Source organism: Bartonella gliris (assembly GCF_045277155.1).
In the GTDB taxonomy this organism is placed as follows: Bacteria; Pseudomonadota; Alphaproteobacteria; order Rhizobiales; family Rhizobiaceae; genus Bartonella; species Bartonella gliris.
In genome coordinates this window covers 515,575-532,074 of record NZ_CP123962.1, presented here as the reverse complement: position 1 = coordinate 532,074, position 16,500 = coordinate 515,575, and the positions used below count along the sequence as shown (strand labels likewise).

Below are 16,500 nucleotides of genomic sequence, written 5' to 3'. Positions count from 1 at the left end.
AATAAATAACAAGAGTCTTTTGTTGTAGATGCGTAAGAAGGAATAGTTTGTGGAATCTTTTGACTTTGATTTATTTGTTATTGGAAGTGGTTCTGGTGGGGTGCGCGCTGCGCGCCTTGCTGGAGAGCTTGGTAAGCGTGTTGCTATAGCAGAAGAGTATCGTATAGGAGGGACTTGTGTTATTCGCGGTTGTGTTCCCAAAAAACTATATGTTTATGCGTCACAATATGCACAAGAGTTCAGGAAAAGCGTTGCTTTTGGATGGGAATACGCTGATCCAATTTTTAGCTGGGAAAAATTGGTTACGGCTAAAAATAAGGAAATATCAAGACTGGAAGGGCTTTATCGCAAGGGACTGGAAAATAATAATGTTCATATTTATGAAAGTCGTGCAGTTTTCGTGGATGATCATACATTAGAGCTTTCTGTGACAGGTGAGCGGGTAAGAGCAGAAAAAATTTTGATCGCGACGGGAGCAAAAATTGCGCCAAATGCTTCAATAAAAGGCAGTGATTTGTGTCTTACTTCCAATGAAATTTTTGACCTTGAAAAACTACCAAAATCAATAATCATTGTTGGTGGTGGATATATTGGCATTGAATTTGCTAATATTTTTCATGAATTAGGTGTAAAAACGACGCTCCTTCATCGTGGTGATTTAATCCTTCGTAATTTTGATTATGATTTGCGGCAGTTGCTTAGTGATGCAATGATTGAGAAGGGGATTTCCATTGTCTACGGGGCAACAGTTTCTCAAGTTCAATCTACAGGAAATTGTTATAGTGTTGTTTTATCAAATGGGCAAACGATCAGTGCTGATCAAGTTATGTTGGCCACAGGACGTGTACCAAACACAACAGGCTTAGGGCTTGAGCGGGTAGGCGTTAAATTAAATGAATTTGGTGCAGTTGTTGTTGATGAAAAGATGACAACAAATGTTCCTCATATTGGGGCAGTTGGTGATGTAACGGGACATGTTCAATTGACACCTGTTGCGATCCATGATGCAATGTGTTTCATTAAGACTGCCTTTGAGAATATTCCCACGACACCTGATTATGATTTAATTACGACAGCTGTTTTTTCTCAGCCGGAGATTGGGACAGTCGGTCTTTCAGAAGAAGATGCGGTATGCCGTTATAAGCGTGTTGAAATTTATCGTACAGTTTTCCGTCCTATGCGTAATGTTCTTTCCGGTAGTTCAGAGAAAATGTTTATGAAACTCATTGTTGATGGTGAAAGTCGTATTGTTGTAGGGGCCCATATTTTGGGAGAAAACGCTGGTGAGATGGCGCAGCTCATTGGAATATCTCTCAAAGGGAAGCTAACGAAAGATGTCTTTGATGAAACGATGGCAGTGCATCCAACGATGGCAGAAGAACTGGTAACGATGTATAAACCAAGTTATGTATATGAAAATGGGAAAAAAGCAGAAATTTGAACAGTGATTACTGTAAAGCAGAAAAGCTTTTGATACGACAAGCTGTGAGCTTTTAAACTCTGGAGAGAGTGCAATGATAAAAGAATGGACGCCGAGCTCTTGGAGAGCAAGGCCAATTAAACAAGTTCCGAATTATCCGGATGAATCTGTTTTAGCAGATGTTGAACGAAAGCTGCGCAGCTATCCTCCTTTAGTTTTTGCTGGTGAAGCACGGGATTTGAAAAATGAATTAGCAGCAGTTGCAAAAGGTCAAGCCTTTTTATTACAAGGTGGAGATTGTGCAGAAAGCTTTGCAGAACATGAAGCTGATAATATCCGTGATTTTTTTCGTGTATTTTTGCAAATGGCGATTGTTTTAACTTTTGGGAGTTTTAAGCCAGTTGTTAAAATTGGTCGCATTGCTGGTCAGTTTGCAAAGCCACGCTCGAGTGATATAGAAAGCAAGGGGGGAACTGAGCTTCCAGCTTATCGTGGAGATATTATTAATGGTATCGAATTTAACGCAGATTCCCGTATCCCTGATCCGCAACGAATGTCTATGGCTTATCGCCAATCTGCAGCAACGCTTAATCTGTTGCGTGCTTTTTCACAAGGGGGCTATGCGGATTTAGAAAATGTTCATGCATGGATGTTGAGTTTCGTTTCTAATAGTCCACAGGGTGAGCGTTATGAGCTATTGGCAGAACGTATTTCTGAAGCAATTGATTTTATGCGTTCCATAGGGATTACCTCCAAAACGCATTCTTCATTACGTGAAACATCTTTTTATACGAGTCACGAAGCGCTTTTGCTTGGCTATGAAGAGGCTTTAACGCGGATTGATTCGACTTCTGGAGATTGGTATGCAACGTCTGGTCATATGTTATGGATTGGTGATCGCACCCGTCAAATTGATCATGCACACGTTGAATATTGCTGCGGTATTAAAAATCCGATTGGGTTGAAGTGTGGTCCTTCCATTGAGCCCGATGAGCTTTTGAGATTGATTGATATTTTAAACCCTGAAAACGAAGCAGGGCGACTGACACTCATTACGCGTTTTGGGTGTGATAAAGTTGAAAATTATCTTCCTAAATTGATTCGTGCGGTTGAGCGGGAGAAACGTGAGGTTATATGGTCGTGTGATCCAATGCATGGCAATACAGTTACTGTAAATGGCTATAAGACCCGTCCCTTTGATTATGTTTTAAAAGAAGTAGAAAATTTTTTTTCAGTGCATCGTGGGGAAGGAACTTATCCAGGGGGCATTCATATTGAAATGACTGGTCGTGATGTAACTGAATGTACAGGTGGTGCGCATGCTATTTCTATAGAAGATTTATCTGATCGTTATCATACGCAGTGTGATCCACGATTAAATGCAGATCAAGCTTTGGAATTAGCCTTTCTTGTTGCTGAACTCCTTAAAAAAAATCGTGATACTGGTTCGTTAGCACTTGCTGCGAATGGTTAGACAGAAAGTTACATAACATTTTTTATTTTAGGTGTTTATGAGGGGTAGCTTTTTGAGAAAAGGAATATTTTCGGTGATTAAAACAGAGTTGTGGTTGCCAAACTGATGAAATGATACAAAGGCTTATGAAAAATGATTTTCGGGTAGCAGTAGCCCAATTAAATCCTGTAGTCGGTGATATTGAGGGAAATTTTTCTCTTGCGGTAATGGCGTATCAGGAGGCTAAAGAAAAGGGAGCCGACCTTGTTTTATTCACGGAGCTTTTTATCAGTGCTTATCCACCGGAAGATCTTATCCTTAAACCTGCTTTTACAAAAGCATGTGAAGATGCTGTTCAGGAATTAGCAAAGATAACAGCAGGAGGAACCGGAATCGTAATTGGTCTTCCTTTAAGACGGGACGGTAAAATTTACAATGGTACTATGCTTCTTGATGAAGGACGGATAATTGCTGAAAGCTTGAAATTTGATTTACCTAATTATGCAGAGTTTGACGAAAAGCGTGTATTTTCTCCCGGTCCGCGTCCTGAGCCTCTTACCTATCATGGGATAAAACTGGGAATAGTGATTTGTGAAGATATTTGGAATGATTCTTCGCTTTGTGCCGAACTTGGCAATAAAGGAGCTGAGATTATTCTCGTTCTTAATGGATCTCCCTATTGTCGCAAGAAAACACTAAAACGTATAGAAGTTGTGCGTGTGCAAGCCCTTCAATCTGGTGTGCCAATTATTTACGCTAATCAAGTTGGTGGTCAAGATGAGCTCGTTTTTGATGGGGGGTCTTTTGCATTGAATGGACAAGGCAAAATGGTGTTTCAAATGAAACATTTTGAAAGCCATATTGCTTTAAGTCATTGGCAACGAAAAACGACAGGATGGCAATGTGTTTCAGGTCCCAATGAAAATCTTATGAATGGGTTAGCAGCGGATTATCAAGCTTGTGTTTTGGGTTTGAGAGATTATGTCAATAAAAACCGCTTTAAGGATGTTATTCTTGGTCTTTCAGGAGGGATTGATTCAGCACTTTGCGCGGCAATGGCGGTGGATGCTTTTGGCTCTGAGAAGGTTCGTACCATAATGATGCCTTATCATTATACTTCGCAAGAATCATTAAAAGATGCTAAAGATTGCGCATATCTTTTAGGATGTCATTATGAAATAATACCGATTGTGCAACCTGTTGAGGCTTTTTTGAAGACAATGGCGCCTGTTTTTTTAGGGTTGCCATCTGATGTTACAGAAGAAAATCTGCAAAGCCGTGTACGTGGTACACTTTTAATGGCTCTTTCAAATAAATTTGGCTCAATGGTAGTCACAACAGGAAATAAGTCGGAAATGGCTGTAGGATATGCAACACTTTATGGTGATATGAATGGAGGGTTTAATCCTATTAAGGATATTTATAAAATGCAGGTCTACGCATTAGCAGAGTGGCGCAATAAAAATCACTTGCAAAATTTTGAGGGGCCGGAAGGGATTGTCATTCCACCCAATATTATAGCAAAAGCACCTTCCGCAGAGCTTCGGGAAAATCAAAAAGACGAAGATTCTCTTCCGCCTTATCCTATTCTAGATGATATCTTGCAATCTCTTATAGAAAATGACATGAGTGTTTGTGATATTATTAAACGTGGGTGTTCACGAGAAACTGTTGAGAAAATAGAACAGCTTCTTTATGGTGCCGAATACAAAAGACGACAATCTGCACCCGGTGTAAAAATCAGTTACAAAAATTTCGGACGCGATCGTCGCTATCCCATAGTCAATCATTTTCGCGATAAAAATTGAGTATTATTTTATGGTTAAAGTTCGTTTTGCACCTTCTCCAACAGGCTATATTCACATTGGCAATATCCGTAGTGCGCTTTTTAATTGGCTTTATGCGCAAGCGCATAACGGAACGTTTATTTTGCGTTATGATGATACAGATGTTGAACGTTCTAAACAAGAATATATCGATGCTATTGCTGTTGACCTTGAATGGCTTGGTATTCAACCAGATGCAATTTATTACCAATCTAAGCGATTTAATCGATATGATGAAGTTGCGGAAATTCTCAAACAACGCGGGCTTCTTTATCCCTGTTATGAGACTGCAGAAGAATTAGAGCGGCGTCGTAAAATCCAGCTTTCACGCAAATTGCCTCCTATTTATAACCGTGCAGCATTAAAATTGACAGCAGAAGAGAAAAAAAACTTTGAATCACAAGGTCGTAAACCTCATTGGCGTTTTCTTCTTCCTAATTTTGAAAATGATCCTCTACAAACAAAGCGAACAGAAGTTTGCTGGAATGATGCAGTAAAGGGAAAGCAGACGATTGATTTGGCTTCTCTTTCTGATCCTGTTCTTATTCGTGAAGATGGAAGCTATCTTTATACATTGCCGTCTGTTGTTGATGATGTAGATATGGCTATTACGCATATTATTCGTGGGGATGATCATATTACAAATACAGGCGCTCAAATTGCTCTTTTTAAAGCTCTTAATGCAGAATTACCGGTTTTTGGTCATGTCAATTTATTGGCGACAGTTTTAGGAAAAGGATTTTCAAAACGTAATAATGATCTTTCTATTCGCTCTCTACGAGAAGAAGGATTTGAATCTATAGCTGTTCAATGCCTTGCCGTTTTGATTGGGACATCGCAAAATGTGCATCCCTATCCCAATCAAGCAGCGCTTTTAGAGCATTTTAATCTTCAAGATACGTCAAGATCCATTGCAAAATTTGATATTGCTGATCTTCTTACTTTGAATAGTCATCTTGTTCATGAGTTAACCTATGGGGAAGTCAAAACGCGGCTTAAAAAGCTTTCTATTGATGGGGATAAAGCAGAATATTTTTGGAATGCGATAAGAGGCAACATTGATAAGGTCAATGATGCTGTCTTATGGTGGACAATTATTCATAATGATAAGAACTTTGATACAGTTGCACTTGAAGATCGTGCTTTTGTGCGACAGTCTATTGATTTGTTACCGGAAGGTATCTTGAATGATGACAGCTGGAAAATTTGGACAGCGACACTGAAAGAAAAAACGGGTCGTAAAGGAAAAGCTTTGTTTATGCCATTACGTCAAGCTCTCACGGGAATGGACTATGGTCCTGAAATGGGAAAACTTTTACCACTCTTAGGGCGTGAGAAAGTAATGGAAAGATTGGCTACTTAAGGAGAGTAAAAGCAGCACTCCAAAAGTATTCTGCTCTTTTTTGCATTATCAAAGAATCGAATTTCCAGGTTAAGTGCGGATTTTTATGAGCATAAATGCTGGGATATCATCGCCAAATCCAGGGGGAACATAATTCTTGTTTTTTCGAGGATGATGTCGTTCAGATGGGGTTACTTGATTATTCGCGGTTTCAATGTAATCTACTTTGTCATTTTTAAAGGACTTTTTAGTTTGAACAGTCTGCTCTTTTTGAGTGATTTTTTTTGATGATTTTTGAGATTTTCTTTTTAAAACGATATCGTTTTCTTGATCATTAGCCGTTAAAGTAGAGAGATCTCCATTAAGCCATTCAATTTTTTCGTTGCTCATTTCTTCAATGGCGCTAATATATTTTTGGTCAGCTTGTGTAACAATCGTAAAAGCTTTTCCGCTACGATTTGCACGTCCTGTACGACCAATTCGATGAATATAGTCTTCAGCATGTGTAGGAACGTCATAGTTGAAGACGTGACTTACAGCTGGGATGTCCAGTCCACGGGCAGCAACATCAGAAGCGACAAGAAGTGTGAGTTTATTGTTTTTAAAATCGGACAGTGTGCTCATGCGTGAGTGTTGGTCCATATCTCCATGCAGCGCGCCTACACTAAAATTATGTCTAACAAGCGATCTAAAAAGTTCAGAGATATCTCTCTTTCGATTACAGAAAATAATAGCATTTTTAAGTTCGTCGCCTTCCTTGTGGATAAGCTCTCGCAAAATAGCTCTTTTATCCCATGATTTACTTCCAGATTTGACGAGTCGCTGTGTAATCGTGGTAGCTGTTGAGGATGCTTTTGTAACTTCAACAGACACAGGAGAATGTAAAAATTGCTTTGTTAATTTTGTGATTTCTGGTGCCATTGTTGCAGAAAAGAACAAAGTTTGACGCGTAAATGGGGTCAGTTTACAGATGCGTTCAATATCAGGGATAAAGCCCATATCCAACATGCGATCAGCTTCATCAATAACAAGAATTTCAACACCCATCAGGAGCAATTTACCACGTTCAAAATGATCAAGAAGACGCCCTGGTGTCGCTATAAGAACATCAGCACCTCGTTCAAGTTTACGGTCTTGGTGTTCAAAAGAAACGCCACCAATCAAAAGTACAACATTCAAACGATGATTTATTCCGTATTTATCGAAATTTTCTTCAACTTGAGCTGCAAGCTCCCGTGTTGGTTCTAATATGAGAGTACGGGGCATTCGCGCTCTTGCACGACCTTTTTCAAGGAGTGTGAGCATAGGTAAAACGAAGGAGGCTGTCTTACCAGTCCCTGTTTGGGCGATTCCTAGAACATCTTTCCTTTGAAGCACGTGAGGAATCGTCCCACTCTGAATAGGCGTTGGAACTGTATACCCCGCTGATTTTACTGCTTTAATAACCTTTGCGGAAAGACCTAGATCATCGAAACTGTTTAAAGGTTGTATCATTTCTTCTATCAATTGCTCTGCAATTTTAATTTAGCTATCCGAATTGTTAGCGAAATTAAACATTGTCAACTATCAAGAAGGGTTAAGACGCATTTACAAAAAAGTCAACTGTTGACGGCCATATATGCATAGGCCATCTATGCATAGAAATCATAATACAACAATTAATAGCGAAATTGTTCTGATAAAATACGTTCATCCCATGAATGGTTAGAATCAAAAAGGATTGAGACTGTTACTTCTGTTGCCATTGAAATAGTAACTGAATGGACAGATTTCACTTCAACATTATCAGCTGCAGCATTTACTGGACGTTTATCAGGTTCCAGCATATCAAAGCGTACTATTGCTGTATTAGGGAGCAGTGCGCCATGCCAGCGCCGAGGGCGAAAAGGACTAACGGGAGTGAGTGCCATAAGAGGAGCCATGAGGGGCAAAATAGGTCCGTGTGCTGATAAATTATACGCGGTAGATCCTGCGGGTGTGGCAACAAGAATACCGTCACAGCTTAATTGTTCCATACGCACGTTATCATCAATGCTAATACGAATTTTCGCTGCTTGGTAAGATTGACGAAATAATGAGACTTCATTGATTGCAAGTGCTTCAATACATCCTTGGCACTTAGCTTCTGCAACCATGCGCAAGGGATGAATCTCCTTTTTATGTGCAATAGCAATGCGATTTGGCAGTTTATGTTCATGAAATTCATTCATAAGAAATCCTAAAGAACCTTGATTCATGCCGTAAATAGGTTTTCTAGTGTTCATAACATCCCGTACTGCTTGTAACATCGTTCCATCGCCACCGATTGCAACAACAATGTCAGTTTCTTCGAGAGAAGAATGACCGTAAACAGAAATTAATTTATTGGTAGCTTTGGTTGCTTCTTTAGTTTCTGCGGAAATAAAATGAAAGCGGCTTGGTAATGTAGTCATTAAGAATTATCCTGATATTTGTAGCTTATTTTGTAGCTTACTTTTTGAGAGTTTTGAAGTTGTAATAAAAGCTGTTTTTACAAGAAGGAGAAAATTTTTTGCGAAAAGGAAGCTATTTTAAGATAAGGAGAGGATAAGAAGAGTGTGTAGTTTTATAAATCATAAACAAGTATTTTTTATCAGAATGATAATTCATCATTGAAGCTGAGAGTGTGATCAGTTAAAAGGCTACGGATGATTTTAATAACCAGTTTTAAGCACCCGTAGCTCAGCTGGATAGAGCGCTGCCCTCCGAAGGCAGAGGTCACAGATTCGAATTCTGTCGGGTGCACCAAATTCTTAAGTTGCATTTTGTATCATTTTTGTAACAGTATTGATTTTTTTGAAAAAAAATTATTCTACTTAAAAAGGTAATTTCGTTAAAATGCATTATTAAGTTATATACTAAAATGGTGGAAGTGTCATTTAAAGAGCAGTAATTTTGTTGCTTTTTAGGGAGCAATTCTGCTTAATTATTTTAGATATTGAAATCAAGAAATTGGGGGGACTTAATGGAGAAAATTGCTGTTATTTTGTCAGAGGTATTACACTGTATGTAAAACAGAAAATGCTTCTTAATTTACGAGGTAAAGCTATTCTTTCCGTTATTTGCATAAGTGGATTGGAATTCAGAAATTTTGTTTTCAATATTTTTGTTTCGTTATGAAGAGCGTAATTTATTTATCCAATCAGTTTTAATCCTCACATAAGCGTTAGAAAGCAAAAGTGCTTTTTTCTGTTTCATAAACAAATGAGCAGTATAGGTATTATGCTATAAAAATGAGCGAGAAAGAAAATTATGACTATTATACTAAATCCAGGTAAGGTAACGCTTAGCGAGCTTGAGGCTATTTACTGGAATGGTGAAGTAAGCAAACTTCATAATGATACGCATCTAGCTATCAAAAAGGGAGCAATCCGCATTGCTGAAATTGCTGCTGGAAGTGAGCCAGTTTACGGTATCAATACCGGATTTGGCAAATTGGCGTCGATTAAAATCGATGCAAAGAATGTAGCTGTTTTACAAAGAAATCTTATTTTGTCACATTGTTGTGGTGTGGGAGCACCTTTACCTGAAAACATTGTGCGTTTAATCATGACATTAAAGCTCATTTCGCTAGGACGAGGGGCTTCTGGTGTTCGCCTAGAATTGGTGCATTTATTAGAAAACATGCTGGCAAATGGAGTTATTCCTGTCATCCCTGAAAAGGGGTCAGTTGGTGCATCAGGTGATCTTGCGCCGCTGGCTCATATGGCTGCTGTTATGATAGGAGAGGGAGAAGCATTCTTTCAAAACATTCGCATGAGTGGGGCTGCTGCTTTAGAAAAAGCTGGGCTATCACCTATTATTTTAGAAGCAAAAGAAGGGTTGGCTCTTATCAATGGAACCCAAACATCAACAGCACTTGCCCTTGCAGGTCTTTTTCGTGGTTATCGGGCATTATGCGGTGGTCTTCTTGCGAGTGCATTGACGACAGATGCCGTTATGGCTTCAACAGCTCCCTTTCATCCTGATATCCATACTTTACGTGGTCATTATGGACAAATTATCGTATCGCAGACATTAGAAAAGCTTGTAGAAGGTTCAGAAATTCGCGATGCACATTTGCATAATGATGATCGTGTTCAGGATCCTTATTGTATACGTTGCCAACCACAGGTTATGGGGGCCTGTTTTGATCTTCTTCTAGCAGCAGCAAAAATACTAATTATTGAAGCGAATGCAGTGACAGATAATCCATTGATTTTAAGCAGTGGTGAGGTTGTATCAGGTGGAAATTTTCATGCTGAGCCTGTAGCATTTGCTGCTGACCAGATCGCTCTTGCTCTCTGTGAGATAGGCTCCATTTCTCAAAGACGCATTGCCCTTATGGTTGATCCAGCAGTTTCTTATGGGCTTCCAGCCTTTTTAGCTCAAAATGCCGGTCTTAATTCAGGTTTTATGATTGCCGAGGTAACAGCAGCTGCTTTAATGTCTGAAAATAAACAAATGGCACATCCTGCTTCTGTTGATTCAACACCGACTTCAGCAAATCAGGAAGATCATGTTTCAATGGCTTGTCATGCTGCTCGTCGATTATTGGCAATGAATGAAAATCTTTTCACTATTATTGCTATTGAAACGCTTATTGCTGCACAGGGGATTGAGTGTCGTGCTCCTTTGAAAACAAGTTCCTTATTACAGTCTGTTATGGAGCATCTACGCAAAAATATTGATACTCTTAAAGACGATCGTTATATGGCTCCAGATCTTTATAAGGGGAACCTACTTATAAGTGAAGGGCATTTATTGTCGATTTTACCAGAAAAGATTTTTCCTTCATTAGAACCAAAATAATTTTAATTTTGGTATCAAGTGGGAAGGAGAGATACTTAATTCTTGGATTTTATCATACAGGATTTTGTGGTTCGGTAATATATTTGGGTAATTAAATAAACAGATGCTCATTTATTGGCTGTTTGTATTAGATATTTATGCTCAACTATCTTCCTAATAGTGTGCTTCAGGATTTGATTGATAAGCATAAGCTTATGAAGTCTAATATTGGAGAAACTACTTTGCGGAGTGATTTAGGCTGTCATTTTTAGTCTATCCTCTAAAATTACAAATTTACAGATTGTGACTTTATAGATATTTTATTATAATTTCCTCCTTATAAAAGAGCGGATTGTGTGTATTGCATTCAGTAAAATTAATGACTTTTATTGTGTATTTCTCTTGTTTTTAAGATACTTTATGATGTTTGAGGATTACTTTTTACATTTTAAAATCAAAACAAAGGGGAAAGAATGTTTAAGAATGGTACATTATGTATTTTAATAACGGTTATTTTTTGTTTTTTGCAAATTGTCGAGGTTAATGCGAATCTTTGGAGGGGAAGATCTCAAGATGGTATTTTCATTGCTATGGTAATACAAGAGAAAGATATCCTTATTCAGGCGAGAAATATCGCTGTCATTGGCGTTTCAGATCAAAGCACTTGGGAAAAGGGTAGATCTATTATCGGAAAAAAAGTTGAAAAAGTTATTATTAGCGCAATAGCTTTTTTTCTTGAAAGTTTGATGTTTAAAGCGGTCAAATTTTTTAAAACGTGGGCTACGGAAACACTTTCTCAAGCCTTTGAAAATTGGCGAGATTCACTTTATCAGTGATTTTAAGCTCTGTAGTGTTCGTAATAAAAGTTGGTTCATGCGTTGTTGTAATTGTTATAAGCTCAAAAGTAATAGAGAGTTTTTGAAGGTACCAATAGAAAATTTAATGCTCCCGCTCCCAAATGTATTTGTATGAATTTTGATTTTCTATTTCTGTGAATTGAAAAGAAAGCGGTGCAGTTAATTTTGCATCAAACGCAACATTTTTTTCAAAAAATTAGAGAATATGAAAATGAATTAAATGACAATTATAAAAAATTGCATTATCACTTGATCTAGATAAAATTATAAAAAATTGTAATCTCTGAATAAGCTGAATAACGTGCAATAAGAGTATTTTTTTCATTGCTTAGGATAGGGTGTGTCTGACAGGCATTGTTCAATGCTGTTTAAAATATATCTTCGGGAGAGAAACATGAGGCTTTATTCATCATAAAGCTTGCATTGTGGTGTTTATCAATATTTTAGTGAAGAAGGAAAGAAATGGGAACAAATGAGCTTAAACGAGGTATGAGTAAGCGTCAGGTTATTTTTTTAGCTCTTGGCTCTGCTATTGGAACAGGTCTTTTTTACGGATCTGCACAAGCGATTAAACTTGCTGGTCCAAGTGTTCTCATTGCTTATTGTATTGCTGGTTTGGCTATTTTTATGGTTATGCGAGCTCTCGGTGAGATGATTATTCACAATCCACTGCCTGGTTCTTTTGCTCGTTATGCTGCAAATTACATATCGCCATTGGCAGGTTTTTTAACAGGATGGACATATGTTTTTGAGATGCTTCTTGTTGGCTTGGCTGATATCACCGCTTTTGCATCTTACATGGGGTTTTGGTATCCTGATGTTGCACCTTGGATATGGGCACTCAGCATTACACTAATCATTACTGGTATCAACTTGGCAGCAGTAGAAGTATACGGTGAGTTAGAGTTTTGGCTTTCTTCCATTAAAATTATTGCTATCATTGGTATGATTGTTTTAGGCATAGCAATTATTTTATGTGGTTGGGGAACAAGTCCTACTTCTTCCACTGTTAGCATCCATAATTTATGGAAAAATGGTGGTATTTTTCCTAATGGTTGGTTTGGTTTTTTGGCTTGCTTTAGTGTTGTTGTTTTTGCTTTTGGTGGTGTAGAAATCATCGGAATGACAGTGATGGAAATACAAGACCCTCATCAAACACTCTCGAAGGCAATTAATTCTACTCCTTTTCGTATTTTGCTCTTTTATATCATGAGCTTAGCCGTTTTAATGTCACTTTATCCTTGGAATGAAATTGGCCTTATGGATAGTCCTTTCGTTTCAATTTTTGAAAGCCTTGGAATCTTGTCAGCAGCTAATATTCTGAACATTGTTGTTGTTACAGCGGCTATTTCAGCAATGAACAGTGCAATGTATGGTGCTGCTCGGATGATACATGGGCTCTCGCAAGAAGGTTATGCATTGAAAAAGTTTCAATATTTATCGAAAAATGGTATACCAATTTTTGTTATTTTATTGATCTTAGGTATTTTTCTTTTTGGCGTTGTTCTTAATTATTTTTACCATGAACAGCTTTTTTTTCTCATTGCAGCAATGGCAACGTTTGCGACAGTTTTCGTTTGGATGATGATTCTACTTTCGCAAATTTTTATGCGGTTTAAAATGTCGCCAAAAGTGCAATGTGGTTTGAAATTTCCAATTCCATTTTGGCCAATAGGATCAATTTTTTCTATCTTGTTTATGGTTTTTATTTTTGTTTTGTTATGGTTTTTTGATGATACGCGCCCAGTTTTGATCGTAGGTGTTAGTTGGGTTATTTGGCTTGTTATTTGCTTTTATGCACTTAAACTTTGCACTTCAAAGAAAAGCAAAATGCACCAGAGTACCAATAAGGATTAAACTAAGAATACGTAGCTGGTGATTTCATTATAGAAGGGTATCTAATAAAAATCTCCAAAGGATTTTGGACAGTCTTCTTGTTATCATTCTGTTTAGAAGTGCCATTGTTGATTATATTTGCTAAACCACATCAAGTTATGATAGCCACGAAATCAGTAGGCGATTGTTGACAGTCTGAATTTGATAAATACCCCCTTAACATCAACAATAACAGTACGGGCTAAAAGTTTTTACCTAGATCAAGACTATTATAAAAAGGGGATAGTTTTCTCTAATTTATGTTGATTGAAGTATTGTCTTATAAGGGAAATATACTGAAAGAATTATTATCACTTCTTTATTTACACACAAATATTATTTCCATTTTGAAATAAATTGACAAAAAATGATATAGATATTATAATCATATTGAATTTATTATTTATTATATTTAAAATATAATTTATTAAACAAATTATTATATATTAGGTTGGTATTTTTAAGTTATAGATAATAAAATATAAATTTTATATTATTTGAAAGTATAGTTTTTTATTTATACTTCTTTGAGAAGTTCATTGCAATTATTGTACGAGTTAGGAGGTATAGTTAAGCTTTTCTGCAATTTATCCATTTCGTATATTTTTTATATAATTTGCTACATAATAAGTTCTATCGATACCGATAGAAAAGGGGATTTTCAAAAAAATAATGGGGGTAGTTTTATCTTTGTGCTCGCCAGAGCTTGGATGAAAATGTGCAAGATAAAGCCGTAATATGAAATTCATAGAAACAGAAAATCCCAAACAGTGATGAATGTACAATAGTTCTTTCTCTAGCTGTTACATTCATTGCGACAGGGAAGGTAGAAAGCAAATCTATTTTTTCATGATGGGTGTTGTTGCATTGAATGTTTTGCTGCCTGTCGGCTTTTCAACAGCGTTGATAATGAAGCTATGGTGAACAACTCTTATCACAGTTGACACAGAGCAAGATATCTTATGCGTCCATATTTGGATGCAAAAGTGTACTTGCTTTTAAAAGAGGCGAGTATGGGAGTGATCTTTTTATTTTTTAATAGGAATTCTATCACGATCAAAATTTTTTTAGGTGCTTTTCAGCAAGGCTTATTGAATGAAAAATGCGGGGGGATTTTGTAATGTTTGTTATATTGTTTTGCCATGATCGGTTCTTCAGGATTTTTCTAGCCGTCATTTTGTTGCTTGTTTTTTTTAATGCCTCTACAGCTTATGCACAGTCACCAGCACTTTTATATCCACAATCACCAGCAGATGATTTTTCTCGCCAACACTCTGAGCAGCAAAGGTTACAGAAGCTGGAGAATTTACGTTCTTTAACGCCCAAAAGCATTAAACCTTCACCTGAAAGAAATCAGGGAGCACGTCTTGGGGGGAGACGTTGCTTCAACATTGAGCGTATTCTTGTTGATGGGGTCCATCATATAAAAAAGCATCCTATCGCAACTGTTACCGGTTCTTATGCTGGTAAATGTATAAGTCTTGCTGATATCCAGACATTAATCAAACAATTAACCAAGGTCTATCTGGATAAAGGTTATGTAACAGCGCGTTTTTATATTCCGGATCAGGATATTAAGAGAAGCAAGGAGCTGAAGCTTCTTGTTGTTGAGGGGAAGCTTTCGGATATTTACTATAATGGTTCACCAGCTTCTGCTTATAATAATATTGTGTGGAGTGCTTTTCCAGGGCTTAAAGGCCACATTCTCAATATGCGTGATATTGAACAAGGGCTTGATCAGATCAACAGGCTTTCTTCAGCGCATGCCAAAAGCGAACTGCTTCCAGGAAGTGAAGAGGGCAGCACCATTGTTAATATTAACAATCATCCCGATAAAGCTTTGAGGGTTACTGTTTCCCACGACAATCTAGGACAAGCATCCACGGGCTATGCACGTTATAATGCAGGCTTAAAGGTAGAAAATATTTTAGGGCTGAATGATTTATGGGACTTTGACTATCAACGCAGTGAATCTGGTTATTGGGGTGGGAGAAGACAAGAAGGGCAGAGCAATAATATTTCTGCCAGTGTGAGTATTCCTTACGGTTATTGGACATTTTACCTGAGCGGTTCTGCTTATAATTATCAGAGTATTATAAAGGGCAACTTTACAGATATTGAAACGACAGGCAATTCTAGTGAACTACATGGCAGTACAAGCACAGTTGTTCACCGTGATAGTGTTTCACTGACGACAGTAAATTTGGGTCTTTCTAATAAGAGAACAAACAATTACCTTCTTGGCAATAAGATTGAGGTTGGCAGTCGCCAATATAGTGTTGCCAATTTTGGGTTTTCGCATTCGCGCCAGATGCTTGGGGGGACTTGGACCTTTGATGTGAACTATTTGCAAGGGCTCAGTTGGTTTCATGCTGTTAAAAAACACGAGCCAGGGGCAGGAGATGCAGAGCCTCAATTTTCTAAATTTACCGGCACGCTGAGTAGCATAAAACCCTTTAAGGTGGGAGGGTGGACCTTCATACTGAGCAGTCTTTTGAGTGGGCAATATTCGCCCCATAACCTCTTTGGCATGGAGCAGATTTCTTTAGGAGGCGCTTCCAATGTGCGTGGAACCCGCGAGAGTTTGCTTTTTGGCAATAACGGTTTTTTTAGCCGTAATGATTTGTTGCTGCGAACCATTCCATGGAGCAACAGTGCTGCTCTCAAAAAGCTTTTGGGGGAACTTCGCCCTTATGTTGGTTTGGACTATGGGCGTGTGTTTTCGCAACCCCAGGCAGACAATCGTTTATATGGATTTACCGGTGAACAGCTTGCAGGTTGGACAGCCGGCGTAAAGCTTATGGGTGGCATTGCCTCTCTTGATGCAAGCTATTCGAATGTTCTGTGGAGCACGGTCAAGCATAAAAAGTCTGGAACGTTTTTTATGACACTAACAATGAGTCTTTAAGTGCAACTGAGAATGCATTTCTGTGGGGAGC

At 38.0% G+C, this 16,500-nt stretch carries 10 protein-coding genes and 1 tRNA gene; 9 read left to right on the top strand and 2 right to left on the bottom strand.

Going from position 1 to position 16,500, the window contains the following annotated elements; genetic code table 11:
- Window positions 1-49: 49 nt before the first annotated feature.
- From gor to gltX, 4 genes are all read left to right on the top strand, one after another.
- Window positions 50-1,441, top strand: a complete 1,392-nt coding sequence (gene gor, locus QHG54_RS02395; protein WP_317993138.1) for a glutathione-disulfide reductase — start codon at window positions 50-52, stop codon at window positions 1,439-1,441.
- A gap of 73 nt (window positions 1,442-1,514) precedes the next feature.
- Window positions 1,515-2,894 (top strand): class II 3-deoxy-7-phosphoheptulonate synthase, encoded by a 1,380-nt coding sequence (locus tag QHG54_RS02390; protein ID WP_317993139.1) that lies wholly within the window; start codon window positions 1,515-1,517, stop codon window positions 2,892-2,894.
- Between the two features lie 125 nt (window positions 2,895-3,019).
- Complete coding sequence (locus tag QHG54_RS02385) at window positions 3,020-4,681, top strand: NAD+ synthase (protein WP_406604384.1); 1,662 nt, start codon at window positions 3,020-3,022, stop codon at window positions 4,679-4,681.
- Between the two features lie 10 nt (window positions 4,682-4,691).
- On the top strand, window positions 4,692-6,062 hold the full coding sequence (gene gltX / locus QHG54_RS02380) for a glutamate--tRNA ligase (RefSeq protein ID WP_406604383.1): 1,371 nt from the start codon (window positions 4,692-4,694) through the stop codon (window positions 6,060-6,062).
- A 69-nt stretch (window positions 6,063-6,131) separates the two neighbouring features.
- Here gltX and QHG54_RS02375 read toward each other — a convergent pair whose 3' ends face one another.
- Together QHG54_RS02375 and QHG54_RS02370 are read right to left on the bottom strand one after the other, a co-directional pair.
- On the bottom strand, window positions 6,132-7,535 hold the full coding sequence (locus tag QHG54_RS02375) for a DEAD/DEAH box helicase (protein WP_317993142.1): 1,404 nt from the start codon (window positions 7,533-7,535) through the stop codon (window positions 6,132-6,134).
- Window positions 7,536-7,699: 164 nt separating this feature from the next.
- The gene (locus QHG54_RS02370; RefSeq protein WP_406604382.1) at window positions 7,700-8,473 is read right to left on the bottom strand and encodes an NAD kinase; all 774 of its coding nucleotides are present in this window, start codon (window positions 8,471-8,473) and stop codon (window positions 7,700-7,702) included.
- A gap of 257 nt (window positions 8,474-8,730) precedes the next feature.
- On the opposite strand from QHG54_RS02370, the gene QHG54_RS02365 reads away from it, so the two are divergent.
- The 5 genes from QHG54_RS02365 (at window position 8,731) to QHG54_RS02345 (ending at window position 16,469) form a co-directional block, all read left to right on the top strand.
- A tRNA-Arg gene (locus tag QHG54_RS02365) sits at window positions 8,731-8,807 on the top strand.
- 504 nt (window positions 8,808-9,311) lie between these two features.
- Complete coding sequence (gene hutH, locus QHG54_RS02360; RefSeq protein ID WP_317993144.1) at window positions 9,312-10,850, top strand: histidine ammonia-lyase; 1,539 nt, start codon at window positions 9,312-9,314, stop codon at window positions 10,848-10,850.
- A 452-nt stretch (window positions 10,851-11,302) separates the two neighbouring features.
- A complete protein-coding gene (locus tag QHG54_RS02355; RefSeq protein WP_406604381.1) occupies window positions 11,303-11,665 on the top strand; it encodes a hypothetical protein in 363 nt (120 codons plus the stop codon).
- A 483-nt stretch (window positions 11,666-12,148) separates the two neighbouring features.
- Entirely contained in the window at window positions 12,149-13,543 is a 1,395-nt protein-coding gene (locus QHG54_RS02350) for an amino acid permease (protein ID WP_406604380.1), read from the top strand.
- Window positions 13,544-14,681: 1,138 nt separating this feature from the next.
- Window positions 14,682-16,469: a ShlB/FhaC/HecB family hemolysin secretion/activation protein gene (locus QHG54_RS02345; protein ID WP_406604379.1), complete on the top strand. Its 1,788-nt coding sequence runs from the start codon at window positions 14,682-14,684 to the stop codon at window positions 16,467-16,469.
- Window positions 16,470-16,500 lie beyond the last annotated feature (31 nt).